Source organism: Pseudomonas sp. Arb-4-2C (genome assembly GCF_055755015.1).
The window spans coordinates 1,338,954-1,353,724 of the sequence record NZ_CM146899.1 but is presented as its reverse complement, the minus strand read 5'-3'; the positions used below and the strand labels follow the sequence as shown (position 1 = coordinate 1,353,724).

The 14,771-nt window shown below is 62.4% G+C and carries 18 protein-coding genes; 2 read left to right on the top strand and 16 right to left on the bottom strand.

All coding sequences use genetic code 11. From position 1 onward, the window contains the following. Positions 1-16: 16 nt before the first annotated feature. The 9 genes from ccmI to ccmA all read right to left on the bottom strand — a co-directional run bounded on the left by ccmI (position 17) and on the right by ccmA (position 6,981). Positions 17-1,219, bottom strand: coding sequence for a c-type cytochrome biogenesis protein CcmI (gene ccmI, locus AC0J41_RS06160; RefSeq protein WP_473014863.1), 1,203 nt, complete (start codon positions 1,217-1,219; stop codon positions 17-19). Continuing rightward, complete coding sequence (locus tag AC0J41_RS06155; protein WP_473014862.1) at positions 1,216-1,686, bottom strand: cytochrome c-type biogenesis protein; 471 nt, start codon at positions 1,684-1,686, stop codon at positions 1,216-1,218. Before AC0J41_RS06155 ends, ccmI begins: the two co-directional genes overlap by 4 nt. Further along, positions 1,683-2,219, bottom strand: a complete 537-nt coding sequence (locus tag AC0J41_RS06150) for a DsbE family thiol:disulfide interchange protein (protein WP_025111910.1) — start codon at positions 2,217-2,219, stop codon at positions 1,683-1,685. The genes AC0J41_RS06155 and AC0J41_RS06150 overlap by 4 nt, the downstream gene beginning before the upstream one ends. After that, positions 2,216-4,204: a heme lyase CcmF/NrfE family subunit gene (locus AC0J41_RS06145; protein WP_025111911.1), complete on the bottom strand. Its 1,989-nt coding sequence runs from the start codon at positions 4,202-4,204 to the stop codon at positions 2,216-2,218. Before AC0J41_RS06145 ends, AC0J41_RS06150 begins: the two co-directional genes overlap by 4 nt. A 3-nt stretch (positions 4,205-4,207) precedes the next feature. After that, positions 4,208-4,663, bottom strand: a complete 456-nt coding sequence (ccmE, locus tag AC0J41_RS06140) for a cytochrome c maturation protein CcmE (protein ID WP_025111912.1) — start codon at positions 4,661-4,663, stop codon at positions 4,208-4,210. Beyond that, positions 4,660-4,836 (bottom strand): heme exporter protein CcmD, encoded by a 177-nt coding sequence (gene ccmD, locus AC0J41_RS06135; RefSeq protein WP_003222944.1) that lies wholly within the window; start codon positions 4,834-4,836, stop codon positions 4,660-4,662. Before ccmD ends, ccmE begins: the two co-directional genes overlap by 4 nt. After that, entirely contained in the window at positions 4,833-5,588 is a 756-nt protein-coding gene (locus AC0J41_RS06130; RefSeq protein WP_025111913.1) for a heme ABC transporter permease, read from the bottom strand. Before AC0J41_RS06130 ends, ccmD begins: the two co-directional genes overlap by 4 nt. A gap of 92 nt (positions 5,589-5,680) precedes the next feature. Further along, positions 5,681-6,349 carry a heme exporter protein CcmB gene (gene ccmB, locus AC0J41_RS06125; RefSeq protein WP_003222942.1) on the bottom strand — a complete coding sequence of 223 codons (669 nt, stop codon included), beginning with the start codon at positions 6,347-6,349 and terminating at the stop codon, positions 5,681-5,683. Continuing rightward, the gene (gene ccmA, locus AC0J41_RS06120) at positions 6,346-6,981 is read right to left on the bottom strand and encodes a cytochrome c biogenesis heme-transporting ATPase CcmA (protein WP_473014861.1); all 636 of its coding nucleotides are present in this window, start codon (positions 6,979-6,981) and stop codon (positions 6,346-6,348) included. The genes ccmB and ccmA overlap by 4 nt, the downstream gene beginning before the upstream one ends. 197 nt (positions 6,982-7,178) lie before the next feature. Between ccmA and fliK the strand changes: the two genes are divergently transcribed. Both fliK and AC0J41_RS06110 read left to right on the top strand, forming a co-directional pair. Beyond that, positions 7,179-8,759 carry a flagellar hook-length control protein FliK gene (gene fliK / locus AC0J41_RS06115; RefSeq protein WP_473014860.1) on the top strand — a complete coding sequence of 527 codons (1,581 nt, stop codon included), beginning with the start codon at positions 7,179-7,181 and terminating at the stop codon, positions 8,757-8,759. Then, positions 8,756-9,085, top strand: coding sequence for an EscU/YscU/HrcU family type III secretion system export apparatus switch protein (locus AC0J41_RS06110; protein ID WP_473014859.1), 330 nt, complete (start codon positions 8,756-8,758; stop codon positions 9,083-9,085). The genes fliK and AC0J41_RS06110 overlap by 4 nt, the downstream gene beginning before the upstream one ends. Positions 9,086-9,209: 124 nt before the next feature. On the opposite strand, the gene AC0J41_RS06105 is transcribed toward AC0J41_RS06110, so the two are convergent. The 7 genes from AC0J41_RS06105 to AC0J41_RS06075 all read right to left on the bottom strand — a co-directional run bounded on the left by AC0J41_RS06105 (position 9,210) and on the right by AC0J41_RS06075 (position 14,735). Beyond that, complete coding sequence (locus AC0J41_RS06105; protein ID WP_025111918.1) at positions 9,210-9,602, bottom strand: DUF2802 domain-containing protein; 393 nt, start codon at positions 9,600-9,602, stop codon at positions 9,210-9,212. Continuing rightward, positions 9,603-10,088 carry a chemotaxis protein CheW gene (locus AC0J41_RS06100; RefSeq protein WP_025111919.1) on the bottom strand — a complete coding sequence of 162 codons (486 nt, stop codon included), beginning with the start codon at positions 10,086-10,088 and terminating at the stop codon, positions 9,603-9,605. A 70-nt stretch (positions 10,089-10,158) separates the two neighbouring features. Continuing rightward, positions 10,159-11,112 carry a CheW domain-containing protein gene (locus tag AC0J41_RS06095; RefSeq protein WP_473014858.1) on the bottom strand — a complete coding sequence of 318 codons (954 nt, stop codon included), beginning with the start codon at positions 11,110-11,112 and terminating at the stop codon, positions 10,159-10,161. A 2-nt stretch (positions 11,113-11,114) separates the two neighbouring features. After that, positions 11,115-11,903, bottom strand: coding sequence for a ParA family protein (locus AC0J41_RS06090; RefSeq protein WP_025111921.1), 789 nt, complete (start codon positions 11,901-11,903; stop codon positions 11,115-11,117). Between the two features lie 43 nt (positions 11,904-11,946). After that, positions 11,947-12,837 (bottom strand): flagellar motor protein MotD, encoded by an 891-nt coding sequence (motD, locus tag AC0J41_RS06085; protein WP_025111922.1) that lies wholly within the window; start codon positions 12,835-12,837, stop codon positions 11,947-11,949. 15 nt (positions 12,838-12,852) lie between these two features. Then, positions 12,853-13,593 (bottom strand): flagellar motor protein, encoded by a 741-nt coding sequence (locus tag AC0J41_RS06080; RefSeq protein WP_003222929.1) that lies wholly within the window; start codon positions 13,591-13,593, stop codon positions 12,853-12,855. After that, positions 13,593-14,735, bottom strand: coding sequence for a protein-glutamate methylesterase/protein-glutamine glutaminase (locus AC0J41_RS06075; protein ID WP_473014856.1), 1,143 nt, complete (start codon positions 14,733-14,735; stop codon positions 13,593-13,595). The genes AC0J41_RS06080 and AC0J41_RS06075 overlap by 1 nt, the downstream gene beginning before the upstream one ends. Positions 14,736-14,771 lie beyond the last annotated feature (36 nt).

Genomic DNA, 14,771 nt, shown 5'->3' with positions numbered 1-14,771 from the left:
CTGTGGATTCCGGCGGCTATTTGTCCGGGCTGTCGATGATCAGTTTTTGTGGCGCGGTGGTGCTGCTGGCCAGTGGGCCGCTGCGCCCTACCCATTCCCCGGCGGTCGGCTGACCGGCACGGGAGATGCGCGCAACCAGTTGGACTTCAGGAAAGTTCGACAGTTTCAACTGCGGCATCATGGCGTCGGCATCGCCCAGCTCGATGGTCACCGGCAGATCGGCCACGGTCAGGCGCTTGGCCGCCAGCGGTGCCGGTGGGCCGGACGTGGCGCGCGCGAAGATGAACACGCTGTCATCCGGTTTCACCTTGCTGCGCAGTTCACTGGCCAGGTCAACGTGGACCCTGAGCAATGCAGCGACCTTGGCGGCCGGCGCTTCGGCGACCTTGCCGCCACTGGCCTGCAGGCGCTCGGTGGCGCGCTCGATCCCGCCTTGCAGCGCGGCGCGGGAGTTGTCGTCAGCGGGCAATTGCGCCAGCAGGCGATTCCAGTAATCGATGGCTTGCTGGTACCGCTCGCCCTCGAACGCTGCGATGCCCAGCAGGCCGAGGCTGGTGACTTCTTTCGGATCGGCTTTCAGCGCTTCGTCGGTCAGGGCCTGGATCTTGTCCGACCACTTCTTGCCATCGGCAAAGTATTGCGCCTGCGCCCACTGGCCGAGCAGTTCCGGCTGCCGACCCGCCAGGTTGGCCGCGCGTTCGAACATCTTCGCTGCGTCCGCCGGACGATCCTGAGCCATGTAGGTGCGACCAAGGAAGTACAGGCCTTCCGCCGAGTCCGGTTGCGCAGCAACGGCGCGCTCCAGACGTTGGGTCATCTCCTCCATCGATTGCGGCGCCTGGGCGAATTCGCGGGTCAGTTCGACCTTGTCGGCCGCGCCGAAATGCAGATACAGCCCCAGGCCCAACACCGGCACCAGCACCGCTGCCAGCAGCGGCAACGGTTTGCCCAGCTTCGAGACGCGCGGCGCGGTAACGCCTTCGGTGTCCGCGAGCAGTTCACGCGCAGCTTCCGCGCGGCCACTGTCCATTTGCGCGGCATCGAGTACGCCTTCGGCCTGCTGCGATTGCAACTCGGCCACGCGTTCCTGATACAACGCAACGTTCAGGGCAGTACGATCCTCTTCACGCTGGGCGCGACGGCCACGCAAAACCGGGATCAGCAGAAAACTCAGGGCGACCAGAAGCAACAGCCCTGCGGCAAGCCAGAAATCAATCATTCTTGGTTTTTATCCAACAGTTGGTCGAGGCGCTGACGTTCTTCGATGGACAGCGATTGCGGGGTCTCGGCGCGCTGGCCGCGACGACGGCGAACGATCACCACGATCACCATCAGACCACCCAGCAACAACCCGGCCGGGCCGAACCACAGCAGTGCGGTCTTGGCGTTGAGTGCCGGTTTGTAGCGGACGAAATCACCGTAGCGATCGACCATGAAGTCGATGATCTGCTGATTGTCCTTGCCCTCGCCGAGCATGCGGAAAATCTCTTTGCGCAGGTCGGCGGCAATCGGTGCGTTGGAGTCGGCGATGTCCTGGTTCTGGCACTTGGGGCAGCGCAGTTCCTTGGTCAACTCGCGGAAACGCTCGCGATCACCTTCTTTGGCGAACTCATAAGTGTCGATCGCGGCATGCGCCACGCCGACCAGACTCAAGCCCAATACCACGGCGGCGAGAAAACGCTTCATGGCTTGGCCTCATCGACCAGCGCCTGATACTTGGCCGCGAGCTTCTCGCGCCAGACCTGCTCGTCGATCACACCCACGTACTTGTCGCGAATGATGCCCTTGGCGTCGATGAAGAAGGTTTCCGGCGCACCGTACACGCCGAGGTTCAGGCCCAGCGAGCCTTCGTCGTCACGGATGTCCAGCACATACGGGTTGTGGAACTCGGCCAGCCACTTCAAGGCATCGGTGTTGGTGTCCTTGTAGTTGATGCCGTAGATCACCACGCCGCGCTCGGCGAGTTTGTTCAGCACCGGGTGCTCGACCCGGCAGGAAATGCACCAGGTGCCCCAGACGTTGACCAGCGCCGGCTTGCCGAGAATGTCCGCCTTGGTCAGGGTCTTGTCGCCCTGCACGTTCGGCAGGCTGAACTCCGGGAATGGCTTGTTGATCATCGCCGACGGCAGTTCCGCCGGATCGAGGTACAGACCGCGATAAAGAAATACCGCCACCAGCAGGAAAATCGCCAGTGGCACCAGCATCAACCAACGTCTCATGCAGCGGCTCCTTGCAGGCCAAGGGCTTCACGCACCCGGGCATTGACCTTGACGCGATAACGCCGATCCAGCGCCGCCAGCAACCCGCCCAGACCGGTGAGCAAGCCACCGAACCAGATCCAGCGCACGAACGGTTTGACGTGAACCCGCACCGCCCAGGCGCCGTTTTCCAACGGCTCGCCCAGAGCGACATAGAGGTCGCGGGTGAAGCCGGCGTCGATCCCGGCCTCGGTCATCATCGAGCTCTGCACGGTGTACAGGCGTTTTTCCGGATGCAGCACGCTGACTTCCTTGCCGTCGCGGATCACCCGGATGGTGCCCTTGTCGGAGGTGAAGTTCGGCCCCTCGAAGTGCTTGGCGCCTTCGAAGATGAAGTGATAACCGGCCAGGTCCATCGACTCGCCCGGCGCCAGGCGCAGGTCGCGCTCGGCACTGTTCTGGCTCGACAGCACCACACCGAGGGCGCACACGGCGATGCCCAGGTGCGCAATCTGCATGCCCCAGTAGCTGCGGGTCAGCGTTGGCAGGCCCTTGATCAGACCTTTGTGGCGGGTCTTGTCGACGATGTCGCGCACACCGGCCAGCAGCACCCACGCGGCGAGCAGGAAGGTGGCGATCACCGCCCAGTTGAAATCGCCGTAGGCGACACCGGCCACCACGGCCAAGGCGACGCTGCCCAACAACACCGGGGTCAGCATGTTCACCAGCCATTTCACCGGGGTGTCTTTCCAGCGCACGATCACGCCGACCGCCATCACCACCATCAGCAATGCCATCAGCGGGATGAACAACGCATTGAAGTACGGCGGGCCAACCGACAGCTTGGCGCCGCTCAACGCATCGAGAATCAGCGGGTACAGAGTACCGAGCAGGATCATCGAGGCTGCGACCACCAGCACCAGGTTGTTGCCCAGCAGCAGGGTTTCCCGCGACCACAGGTTGAAGCCGACCTGGCTCTTGACCACCGGGGCGCGCAAGGCGAACAGCGTCAGCGAACCACCGACCACAAACAACAGGAAGATCAGGATGAACACGCCGCGCTCAGGATCTGAAGCAAACGCGTGCACCGACGTCAGCACACCGGAACGCACGAGGAACGTCCCGAGCAGACTGAGGGAGAACGCGGCAATCGCCAGCAACACCGTCCAGCTCTTGAACACGCCACGTTTTTCGGTGACCGCCAGCGAGTGAATCAGCGCGGTGCCCACCAGCCAAGGCATGAACGAGGCGTTTTCCACCGGGTCCCAGAACCACCAGCCACCCCAGCCGAGTTCGTAGTAAGCCCACCACGAACCGAGGGTGATGCCGATGCCGAGGAAGGCCCAGGCGACGATGGTCCACGGGCGCGACCAGCGCGCCCACGCAGCGTCAAGCCGACCACCGAGCAATGCCGCGATGGCGAACGCGAACGCCACGGAGAAGCCGACATACCCCATATACAGCATCGGCGGATGCACGATCAGGCCGATGTCTTGCAGCAACGGGTTGAGGTCACGACCATCCGCCGGAATCTGCGGCAGAATCCGCGAGAACGGGTTGGAGGTGAGGATCAGGAACAACAGGAAACCGGTGCTGATCATGCCCATCACTGCCAGCACGCGGGCGAGCATGACTTGCGGCAACTGGCGGGAGAACACCGATACGGCAAAAGTCCAGCCACCAAGGATCAGCGCCCACAGCAGCAGCGAGCCTTCGTGTGCGCCCCACACGGCGCTGAACTTGTAGTACCACGGCAGTGCGCTGTTGGAGTTCATCGCCACGTAGCCGACCGAAAAATCGTCGGTCATGAACGCGTAGGTCAGGCAACCGAAGGCAAACAGCAGGAACGCGAACTGGCCCCACGCCGCCGGCTGAGCCAGGCCCATCCACAAACGGTCGCCGCGCCAGGCACCGAGCAGCGGCACCACGGCCTGCACCAGCGCAAAACACAGCGCCAGAATCATCGCCAGATGGCCGAGCTCGGGAATAAACAGTGCGGACGTCATCGATCAACCCTCCTTCGCTGGGGTCGGCGCGGATTGACCACTGTCTTTCAAGGCCTTGGTCACTTCCGGCGGCATGTACTTCTCGTCGTGCTTGGCCAGCACTTCATCGGCCACCACCACGCCGTCGGCGTTGAGTTTGCCCAGGGCGACAATGCCCTGCCCTTCGCGGAACAGATCCGGGAGGATGCCGCGATAGGTGATGGTCACGGATTTGTTGAAGTCGGTAACGATGAACTGCACGTCCAGCGAGTCTGACGAGCGCTGCAGCGAGCCCTTCTCGACCATGCCGCCGGCGCGAATGCGCGTGTCGTGCGGTGCTTCGCCGTTGGCGATCTGGGTCGGGGTGTAAAACAGGTTGATGTTTTCCTGCAGGGCGCTCAGGGCCAGGCCGACGGCAGCGCCGACCCCGACCAGAATGGCCAGAATGATGATCAGACGTTTTTTGCGCAGCGGATTCACTTGCCGTTCTCCCGGCGCAGACGACGCGCCTCTTGTTGCAGATAGCGCTTGCGGGCCGCGATCGGCGCCACCACGTTGAGGATCAGCACCGCCAGACAAATGCCGTAGGCCGACCAGACATACAGGCCATGATGGCCCATGGCGAGGAAGTCGCCGAATGAAGCAAAACTCATCGAGCGGCCTCCAGACTGTTCTGCACTTCTTCTTTGACCCAACTGGCGCGGGCTTCGCGCTTGAGCACCTCAAGGCGCATGCGCAGCAACAGCACGGCGCCGAAGAAGCAGTAGAAACCCAGCACCGTCAGCAGCAGCGGCAGCCACATTTCGGCTGGCATCGCCGGCTTTTCGGTGAGGGTGAAGGTGGCGCCCTGGTGCAGGGTGTTCCACCACTCCACCGAGTACTTGATGATCGGGATGTTGATCACGCCGACGATCGCCAGTACCGCGCAGGCCTTGGCGGCGCTGTCACGGTTGCTGATGGCATTGCCCAGCGCGATCACCCCGAAATACAGGAACAGCAGAATCAGCATCGAGGTCAGGCGTGCGTCCCAGACCCACCAGGAACCCCAGGTCGGCTTGCCCCAGATCGCCCCGGTGACCAGCGCCACGGCGGTCATCCACGCACCGATAGGGGCCGCACATTGCAGGGCGACGTCGGCCAGTTTCATTTTCCAGACCAGGCCGACCACACCGCACACCGCCAGCATCACGTAGATCGACTGCGCAAGCATCGCGGCAGGCACGTGGATGTAGATGATGCGAAAGCTGTTGCCCTGCTGATAATCCGGCGGTGCGAAGGCCAGGCCCCAGACAACGCCCACGGTGATCAGCAGCAATGCTGCAATGCTCAGCCACGGCAGAAACTTGCTGCTGATGCCGTAGAACCACTTGGGCGAGCCGAGCTTGTGAAACCAGGTCCAGTTCATACTGTTTCCATCACGGGTGCCGCTCATCGGTGTGAGCTGGCAAGGGTCATTCTTTCAAAAAAAAGCGGTCAATTTTTGACCAGACCTCATTATTATTCGCCGACGCTGATCTTCAGGCCAGCAGCTATTGCAAAAGGTGTCAGGGTGATCGCCAGGGCGGTCAGGCTACCCAGCCACAGCAGATACCCGGTCGCCGGCATGCCTTGCAGGGCGGCCTGCAAGGCGCCGCTGCCAAGGATCAACACCGGGATGTACAACGGCAGAATCAGCAGCGCCAGCAACAGGCCGCCGCGTTTCAAACCGACCGTCAGCGCCGCGCCCACCGCGCCGAGCAAACTCAGTACCGGTGTCCCCAGCAGCAACGACAACAGCAACACTGGCAGGCAGGCGACCGGCAAACCGAGCATCAGCGCCAGCAAGGGCGAGAGCAAAACCAGTGCCAGACCCGAGAACAGCCAGTGTGCCAGCACCTTGGCCAGGACCAACAGTGGCAGCGGGTGCGGCGAAAGGACCCACTGCTCAAGGGATCCGTCCTCGAAATCACTGCGAAACAGCCCGTCCAGCGAGAGCAGGACCGACAACAGCGCGGCCACCCAGACTAACCCTGGGGACAGGTTTTGCAACACTTGAGTTTCCGGGCCGACGGCCAGCGGGAACAAAGCGATGACGATGGCGAAGAAAATCAGCGGATTGGCCAGTTCGGCCGGGCGACGAAACAGCAGGCGGGACTCACGGGCAACCAGCAGACCGAACACACTCATACTGCCCAGTTCCCCAGATCGATGTCGCGATAACCGGCCGGCATCCGGCTCAGTGTGTGGTGTGTGGTCAGCACCACCAGGCCGCCACTTTCGCAGTGCCTGGCCAGGTGTTCTTCGAGTTGCGCCACGCCCTGTTTGTCGAGCGCGGTGAACGGCTCGTCGAGAATCCACAGTGGCGGGCTGTCCAGATACAGGCGCGCCAACGCCACGCGACGTTGCTGACCAGCGGACAGGGTATGGCAGGGAACATCTTCGAAACCGCGCAATCCTACGGCTGCCAACGCCTGCCAGATCGCCTCGCGTTCGGCAGGTTGATGCAGGGCGCAGAGCCAGGACAGGTTCTCTTCCGGAGTCAGCAGATCCTTGATCCCGGCGGCGTGGCCGATCCACAACAGGTTGCGCGCCAGTTCGCTCGGCTGCGCAGTCAAGGGCTCACCGTTGAGCAGCACCTGACCGCTGGTCGGCTGCATCAACCCCGACAACAGGCGCAGCAAACTGGTTTTGCCGCTGCCGTTGGGACCGCTGATCTGCACCATATCGCCACTGGCCAGTCTCAATTCGAGATTTTCGAAGAGCAGCCGCAGGTCTCGCTCACAGGCGAGGGCAACGGTTTGCAGGACAGGACTGGTCAAGGGATCACGGGCCTTATACGGTTCAAGTCGGCTCTGGCGCGGCCGTTAAAGAGATGCAGGATAAATGCAATGACGGTGCGAACCAGAGAGCTGGATCAAACAATTGCTATGTTTTCTGAACGAAGCGCAAGACGCGCGGCATTATACATGCCGTGTCTTACTCTCAAGAGTGCAATTTCCTCAGGTTGTGTCCGCGTATGACAGGCGAAATGAACATCCTCCCGCTCCCGCCCACCACCCCGGCGAACGCTCGTCCGCTGGTGATGAGCGGTGAGTTGCTCAAGCTGCTGACCCCGGTCGAAGGCTTGATCGGTGCCGGGCAAAGCGCCCAGGCCGAGGTGCTGTCGCTCAAGCAGGCGGATCAGACCTTTCAACTGCTGCTCAAAGTGACCGTCGACGGCGGCCGCCAGACCACCGTGCAAGCCAGCAGTAACCTACCACTGCCGGCCGGAACCAGCCTGGCCGTCACCCAACCGTCGGCGGGCAATCTGGCGATCACCGTGCAGCAGGCCATCGCCAGCAGCGTCGCCGCCCTCACCCGCATCGACACCGCGCAGTTGCCGGTCGGTACGCTTTTGCAAGGCAAGGTGCTGACCTCGCAGACACTGCCGCAAGTGCCGGGGCAGCCGACGGTGTACCGCTCGCTGGTGAGCCTGCTCAACACCGCGCAGAGCGGTGCCACGCTGGACATCGACAGCCCGACGCCATTGCGCATCGGCACCCTGCTCTCGGCGCTGGTCGAGGACTCGCAAACCCTCAAGTTCGTGCCGCTGAGCAGCCGTCAGGAACAATTGGCGGTGAGTCAGCAACTGCTTGGCCAGCAGAGTCGCCAGGGCTCGCTGGACGGCTTGCTCAATGCCTTGCAAAACCTGCCGAGCGACGACGACCAGACTTCGCAGGATCTGCGCGCTGCCGTCGTGCGCCTGCTCGCCAACCTGCCCGACGTGCAGCAGATGAGCACCGCCAAAGGCGTGGCCATGGCCCTGGCCAACAGCGGCGCCTTTCTCGAAGCCAAATTGCTGACCGGACAGAGTCCGGCGCTGGCCCCGGACATGAAAGCCGATCTGCTCAAGTTGATCGCGCAGCTGTCACCGGGTGCGCCGGGCAATGCCAGCTTCAACGCGATCATCGCCGCCAACACCCTGGCACAAGCGCTGCCAAGTTTCGTGCGCAACGCCCTTGGCACTCTCGGCCAGGTCAGCGCCAAACCAGTGCCGAGCAGCTTTCCGCTGCCCGACCGCTTGCTGCAAAGCCTGGACGACGAAGGCGATCTGGAGCATTTGCTGCGTCTCGCTGCGGCGGCCGTGTCGCGCCTGCAAAGTCATCAGCTGTCGAGCCTGGAACAGACCGGAGTCACCGATGACGGCCGTCTGCTCAGCACCTGGCAGCTGGAAATCCCTATGCGCAACCTGCAGGACATCGTGCCGTTGCAGGTCAAGTTCCAACGCGAAGAAGCCCCGGAAAAAGAACCGCAGCCCAACGAACGCCGTGACGAACGCGAGCCCAGGCAACAGCTGTGGCGCGTCGATCTGGCCTTCGATATGGAGCCATTGGGGCCGATGCAGATTCAGGCTCAGTTGATCGCCGGCAGCCTGTCGAGTCAGCTCTGGGCGGAACGCCCGTACACCGCCGACCTGATCGAAACCAACCTGTTCGCGCTGCGCCAGCGCTTGCTCGATCGCGGGCTGAACGTCGGCGATCTCGACTGCCACCTCGGCACTCCGCCGCAGGGCGGCCAAACTCGCCTCGAACACCGCTGGGTCGACGAAACCGCATGAACGACAGCACCGCTCCACGCCAGGCCATCGCCCTCAAATACGACGGCAACCACGCCCCGACCCTCACCGCCAAGGGCGACGAGGAACTGGCCGAAGAAATCCTGCGCATTGCCCGCGACTGTGAAGTACCGATCTATGAGAACGCTGAGCTGGTGCGGCTGTTGGCGCGCATGGAACAGGGCGACAGCATCCCCGACGAGCTGTACCGCACGATTGCCGAGATCATCGCGTTTGCATGGAATCTGAAGGGGAAATTCCCCGAGGGACACGATCCGCAGGCGCCGATGGTCGAGAAGGACGTCACCGAACGCGGGGATGATTATTGAGGTTCTGGAGGCCCCTTCGCGAGCAAGCCCGCTCCCACACTCGACCGCATTCCTTCAACAGGATCGCGGTCAACTGTGGGAGCGGGCTTGCTCGCGAAGGGCGATTTCAGCTTTAGAGCAAAAATCAGCTTCTGTGCAACTTGCGCATCAACTCCGCTTCAGCCTGGGTCAACCCGCAGGACTGCGTCAGCTCATCGACGCTCGCGCCCATGCCCACCAGTTTCGCCGCCTGGGCAAACGACAGGCTCGATGGATCGCGCTGCTCTAGCGCAACAATCTTGTCCGGCAACGGAGCAACTACCGAGCGCAGCTCGTGCAGGGCTTCGCCCATGCGCACGTTGCCGTTCTGGTAGTCGTCGACGCGCTTGGCCAGGTCCTTGATGCGCTGATCACGCAGCGCATCGCCCTGAGCCTGTTGCGCAGCGATCAGTCGCTGCGCCTTGATGTACGCCAGAAACATTGCCAGCGTGCCTGCCCAGAAGAGGAACAGGACAATGACCGCAACCTCGAGAATCAATCAGATGCTCTCCAGTTCCGACCATTCTTCTTCGCTCATCATCTTGTCCAGCTCGACCAGGATCAGCAACTCGTTGTTCTTGTTGCACACGCCCTGGATGAACTTGGCCGACTCTTCGTTACCGACGTTTGGCGCGGTCTCGATTTCCGACTGACGCAGATAAACCACTTCAGCCACGCTGTCGACCATGATGCCGACGACTTGCTTGTCAGCTTCGATGATGACGATACGGGTGTTGTCGCTGATCTCGCCGGTGCTCAGGCCGAAGCGCTGACGGGTGTCGATCACGGTGACCACGTTACCGCGCAGGTTGATGATGCCCAGCACGTAGCTTGGCGCACCCGGCACGGGAGCGATCTCGGTGTAGCGCAGGACTTCCTGAACGCGCATCACGTTGATGCCGTAGGTTTCGTTGTCCAGCTTGAAGGTTACCCATTGCAGGATCGGATCTTCAGAACCCTTTGCCGCCGTCGCCTTGTCGTTCATACCCTAGCCCCTCGAAGTACCGCGCTCGCGGTGTATGTTTCGTTCGCCGGCATGGCTATGCCGGTGTCTGTTATGTCGGTTTGTGATTCGGCTTACTGCCGGACATGTGCTTAGCCCCACCGCTGGCGATCAACTCGGCCAGTGCAGCGACATCAAGCAATGCGCACATGTGTTCAATCACCGTGCCGGCGAGCCATGGCCGCTGACCCCGGTGACTTCTCCATTTGATTTCATTCGGGTCCAGGCGCAACGAACGGCTGACCTGATGCACCGCCAGGCCCCATTCGTAACCTTGTACCGAAATCACGTACTGCAGGCCCTGACGGAAGTCATCGCGATAGCGATCCGGCATGACCCAACGCGCGGTATCCAGCACTTTCAGATTGCCGGCCTGGCTCGGCAGAATCCCGAGGAACCATTCCGGCTGCCCGAACAGCGGCGTCAGCTCATGCCCGGCCAGTGAATAAATCGAGCCCAGGCACACCAGCGGCACCGCCAGGGTCAGCCCGGCAACGTCGAACAGCAGGCATTCGAAGGCTTCGGAGGCCCATGCGGGACGCCCCTCGGTCTCTACCGGTGGCGGCGTATTGCTTGGCGGCAGATGCACTTCCACCAGCGGCGTCACCAGCGTCTGCTCGACGGGTGCAGGTGCGACCGGTGCCGGTTCGACCACCACCGGTTCCGGTGCAGTGTTCAGTAACCGGGTTTGCAGCAGCGGTGCGAGCGTCGAAACCGCTGCGCGCACCGGCTCAGCCTGTTCGATCAACGCGACCGGGGCCTTGGCCACCGGCGCGGCGGCAGGCGCAGCCACCGGCGCGGCAGGTTTGGCCGCTTTCTGTGCGTCACGTGCCTGCTCTTCGAGTACCGCCGCCTGGAACTCGTCCAGTGCCTCGGTGCTTTCGGTAACCTCAGGCTGCGCCTCGATTGCCGGCGGCAGCTCCTCAGGAATCTCCTGCAGCAGGCCATCCAGATAAGACTGCAGCGCCAACTGCGGACGCGAGGTGAGCTTGACGGGGCGGTTCATGCTCACGCCACCGCCGGAACAAGTTGTTGCGCCAGCAGATGCTTGAGCAGCGCGCGGTAAGCCAGCACGCCACGGCTCTTGCCGTCGAATTGCGAAGGCGTGACACCGGCCCGGCTGGCGTCGCGCAGGCGGGTATCGACCGGGATATAACCCTGCCAGATCTCGTCGGGGAATTTGTCACGCAGCACGCGCAAGGTGCCCAGCGACGCTTGGGTGCGGCGGTCGAACAGGGTCGGCACGATGCTGAACGGCAGCGCCTGTTTGCGCGAACGGTTGATCATCGCCAGGGTGTTGACCATGCGCTCCAGGCCTTTGACGGCCAGGTGCTCGGTCTGCACCGGGATCACCAGTTGCTGGCTCGCCGCCAGGGCGTTGACCATCAACACGCCCAGCAACGGCGGGCTGTCGATCACCGCGTAATCGAAATCCTGCCACAGTTGCGCCAGACTCTTGGCGATCACCAGGCCCAGGCCACTCTGGCCCGGCGACTGACGCTCAAGGGTCGCGAGTGCGGTACTCGACGGCAGCAGCGAAATGCGCTCGTCGCTGGTCGACAGCAGCAACTGCCCGGGCAAGCCTTGTGGCACGCTGCCCTTGTGCAGAAACAGGTCGTAATTGCTGTGTTCCAGGCTGTCGGGGTCGTAGCCGAAATAGCTGGTCATCGAGCCGTGCGGGTCGAGATCGACCACAACCACGCGCTTGCCCGCCTCCGCCAGCAATCCGGCTAAAGCGATGGAAGATGTGGTTTTACCGACACCACCCTTTTGATTGGCGACTGCCCAGACTCTCATTCGGTTCGTTCCTCCCGGCCGAGATGCTCGACCGAGACATAGCTCAGCGTATTAATGCGGGTGACGGAGAATTGACGGCACTCTCGCGTCCCGGCGTCTTGACCGGGGTCGGTGCAGTTTGTGTGCCAGCGCGCTTCAATGCCGCGTCCGGTTGCGCATTGGCGGTTCCGGTGCCGGTCAGACTGCGGCGTACATCGAGGTTTCGCGACACCACCAGCACCACCCGACGGTTTTTCGCGCGGCCCTCGGCAGTGGCGTTGTTGGCCACTGGCTGGAACTCGCCATAACCCACCGACGCCAGACGGCCAGGGTTCACACCCTGCATCGCCAGCATGCGCACGATGCTCGCCGAACGTGCAGAGGACAGCTCCCAGTTGGTCGGGTACTGCGCGGTGCGAATCGGCTGATCGTCGGTAAAACCTTCGACGTGGATCGGGTTGTCGAACGGTTTGAGGATCGCCGCGACCTTGTCGATGATGTTGAAAGCGATATCGCTTGGCATGGCGTCGCCACTGCCGAACAACAGGCTGGAGTTGAGTTCGATCTCGACCCACAACTCGTTGCCGCGCACCGTCATCTGGTTGGAGGCGATCAGGTCGCCGAACGCGGCGCTGATGTCATCGGCAATGCTTTTCAACGGATCGCTGGCACCGGCGATACCGGCGTCAACCTGCTCGCTGTCCTTGACCAGCGGCTTGGCCGGGGTCACGGTCTTCGGTCGTTCATCGCCAATCGGGATCGGCTTGAGCGAGCGATCGGAGTCGGTGAAGACCCCGATCAGCGCTTCGGAAATGACCTTGTACTTGCCTTCGTTGATCGACGAAATCGAGTACATCACCACGAAAAAAGCGAACAACAGCGTGATGAAGTCCGCATAGGACACGAGCCAGCGCTCGTGATTAACATGTTCTTCCTGGTGCCTGCGACGAGCCATAGTCCATTACCCCCATCAATCCATGAAGCCCTGAAGCTTCAGCTCGATAGAGCGAGGGTTTTCACCTTCGGCGATCGACAGGATCCCTTCCAACAACATTTCGCGATAACGCGACTGCCGCAACGCGATTGACTTGAGCTTGGCCGCGACCGGCAGCAAGACCAGGTTGGCACTGGCCACACCGTAAATGGTCGCAACGAACGCCACGGCAATGCCGCTGCCCAACTGCGTGGGATCGGCGAGGTTGCCCATCACATGGATCAGGCCCATCACCGCACCGATGATGCCGATGGTCGGCGCATAGCCACCCATGCTTTCGAAGACTTTGGCAGCCTCGATGTCGCGGGCTTCCTGGGTGTAGAAATCCACTTCGAGGATGCTGCGAATCGCCTCCGGCTCGGCGCCATCGACCAGCAGTTGCAGGCCCTTGCGCGAGTAGTTGTCCGGTTCGGCATCAGCCACGCCTTCCAGGCCCAGCAGGCCTTCCTTGCGAGCGGTGAGGCTCCAGTTGACCACGCGATCGATGCCACCGGCCAGATCGACCCGTGGCGGAAACAGAATCCAGGCAAGGATCTGCATGGCGCGCTTGAACGCGCTCATCGGCGATTGCAGCAGTGCGGCACCGATGGTGCCGCCCAGTACGATCAATGCCGCCGGGCCGTTGGCCAGCGCACCGAGGTGACCACCTTCAAGGTAGTTGCCGCCGATGATGGCGACGAACGCCATGATGATCCCGATAAGGCTTAGAACATCCATCAGATACACGCCTCGACGATGTGCTTGCCGATGTCGTCCAGGCTATACACCGCGTCGGCGAGATCAGCTTTGACGATAGCCATCGGCATGCCGTAAATCACGCAACTGGCTTCGTCCTGCGCCCACACCGCACTGCCGCCCTGCTTGAGCAGACGCGCACCTTCGCGGCCGTCGGCGCCCATGCCGGTCAGCACCACCGCCAGAACTTTGTCACCGTAGGACTTGGCAGCGGAACCGAAGGTGATGTCCACGCACGGCTTGTAGTTCAGACGCTCGTCGCCCGGGAGGATTTTCACCGCGCCACGGCCGTCGATCATCATTTGCTTGCCACCCGGCGCCAGCAACGCCAGGCCCGGACGCAGGATGTCGCCATCCTCGGCTTCCTTGACGCTGATGCGGCACAGCTTGTCCAGACGCTCGGCGAACGCTTTGGTGAACGCCGCCGGCATGTGCTGGATCAGCACGATCGGTGCCGGGAAGTTCGCCGGCAACTGAGTCAGGACGCGTTGCAGCGCAACCGGACCGCCAGTTGACGTACCGACGGCAACCAGTTTGTAGGCTTTGCGTTTCGGTGCCGGCGACGAAGCACTGGCAGCCGGTGCGCGGCTTGCAGCTGGAGCAGGCGCCGGTGCCGGACGCGTTGGCGCGCTGCTGCTGTGGCTGCTGAAGCTCGATGCCGCCGGCGCTGGCGCTGGCGTCGGTGCAACGGCCGGCGCCGGCGCACTGTAAGCGCTGAAACGACGGTTGCTGCGCGAGATGCTGTGGACCTTCTCGCACAGCAGTTGCTTGACCTTCTCGGGGTTACGCGAGATGTCTTCGAAATTCTTCGGCAGGAAATCCACCGCGCCAGCGTCCAGTGCATCCAGGGTGACCCGGGCACCTTCGTGCGTCAGCGAGGAGAACATCAACACCGGGGTCGGGCAGCGCTGCATGATGTGCCGCACGGCCGTGATGCCGTCCATCATCGGCATCTCGTAGTCCATGGTGATCACGTCCGGCTTGAGCGCCAAGGCCTGATCGATCGCCTCTTTACCGTTGGTGGCCGTACCGACCACCTGGATGCTCGGATCCGCTGAAAGAATTTCCGAGACGCGGCGGCGGAAAAAACCCGAATCGTCCACCACCAGGACTTTGACTGCCATAAACACTCCATTAGGCGCAGCGGGACGTTGTAGCCC

Bases quoted from the DNA above. Each gene is read 5' to 3' on its own strand.
- AC0J41_RS06110 (WP_473014859.1), top strand. From the start codon at position 8,756: ATGAACGACAGCACCGCTCCACGCCAGGCCATCGCCCTCAAATACGAC.
- fliK (WP_473014860.1), top strand. From the start codon at position 7,179: ATGACAGGCGAAATGAACATCCTCCCGCTCCCGCCCACCACCCCGGCG.
- ccmD (WP_003222944.1), bottom strand. From the start codon at position 4,836: ATGAGTTTTGCTTCATTCGGCGACTTCCTCGCCATGGGCCATCATGGC.
- AC0J41_RS06150 (WP_025111910.1), bottom strand. From the start codon at position 2,219: ATGAGACGTTGGTTGATGCTGGTGCCACTGGCGATTTTCCTGCTGGTG.
- AC0J41_RS06145 (WP_025111911.1), bottom strand. From the start codon at position 4,204: ATGACGTCCGCACTGTTTATTCCCGAGCTCGGCCATCTGGCGATGATT.
- AC0J41_RS06080 (WP_003222929.1), bottom strand. From the start codon at position 13,593: ATGGATGTTCTAAGCCTTATCGGGATCATCATGGCGTTCGTCGCCATC.
- AC0J41_RS06090 (WP_025111921.1), bottom strand. From the start codon at position 11,903: ATGAGAGTCTGGGCAGTCGCCAATCAAAAGGGTGGTGTCGGTAAAACC.
- AC0J41_RS06130 (WP_025111913.1), bottom strand. From the start codon at position 5,588: ATGAACTGGACCTGGTTTCACAAGCTCGGCTCGCCCAAGTGGTTCTAC.
- ccmI (WP_473014863.1), bottom strand. From the start codon at position 1,219: ATGATTGATTTCTGGCTTGCCGCAGGGCTGTTGCTTCTGGTCGCCCTG.
- ccmB (WP_003222942.1), bottom strand. From the start codon at position 6,349: ATGAGTGTGTTCGGTCTGCTGGTTGCCCGTGAGTCCCGCCTGCTGTTT.
- motD (WP_025111922.1), bottom strand. From the start codon at position 12,837: ATGGCTCGTCGCAGGCACCAGGAAGAACATGTTAATCACGAGCGCTGG.
- AC0J41_RS06095 (WP_473014858.1), bottom strand. From the start codon at position 11,112: ATGAACCGCCCCGTCAAGCTCACCTCGCGTCCGCAGTTGGCGCTGCAG.
- AC0J41_RS06075 (WP_473014856.1), bottom strand. From the start codon at position 14,735: ATGGCAGTCAAAGTCCTGGTGGTGGACGATTCGGGTTTTTTCCGCCGC.
- AC0J41_RS06155 (WP_473014862.1), bottom strand. From the start codon at position 1,686: ATGAAGCGTTTTCTCGCCGCCGTGGTATTGGGCTTGAGTCTGGTCGGC.
- AC0J41_RS06100 (WP_025111919.1), bottom strand. From the start codon at position 10,088: ATGAACGACAAGGCGACGGCGGCAAAGGGTTCTGAAGATCCGATCCTG.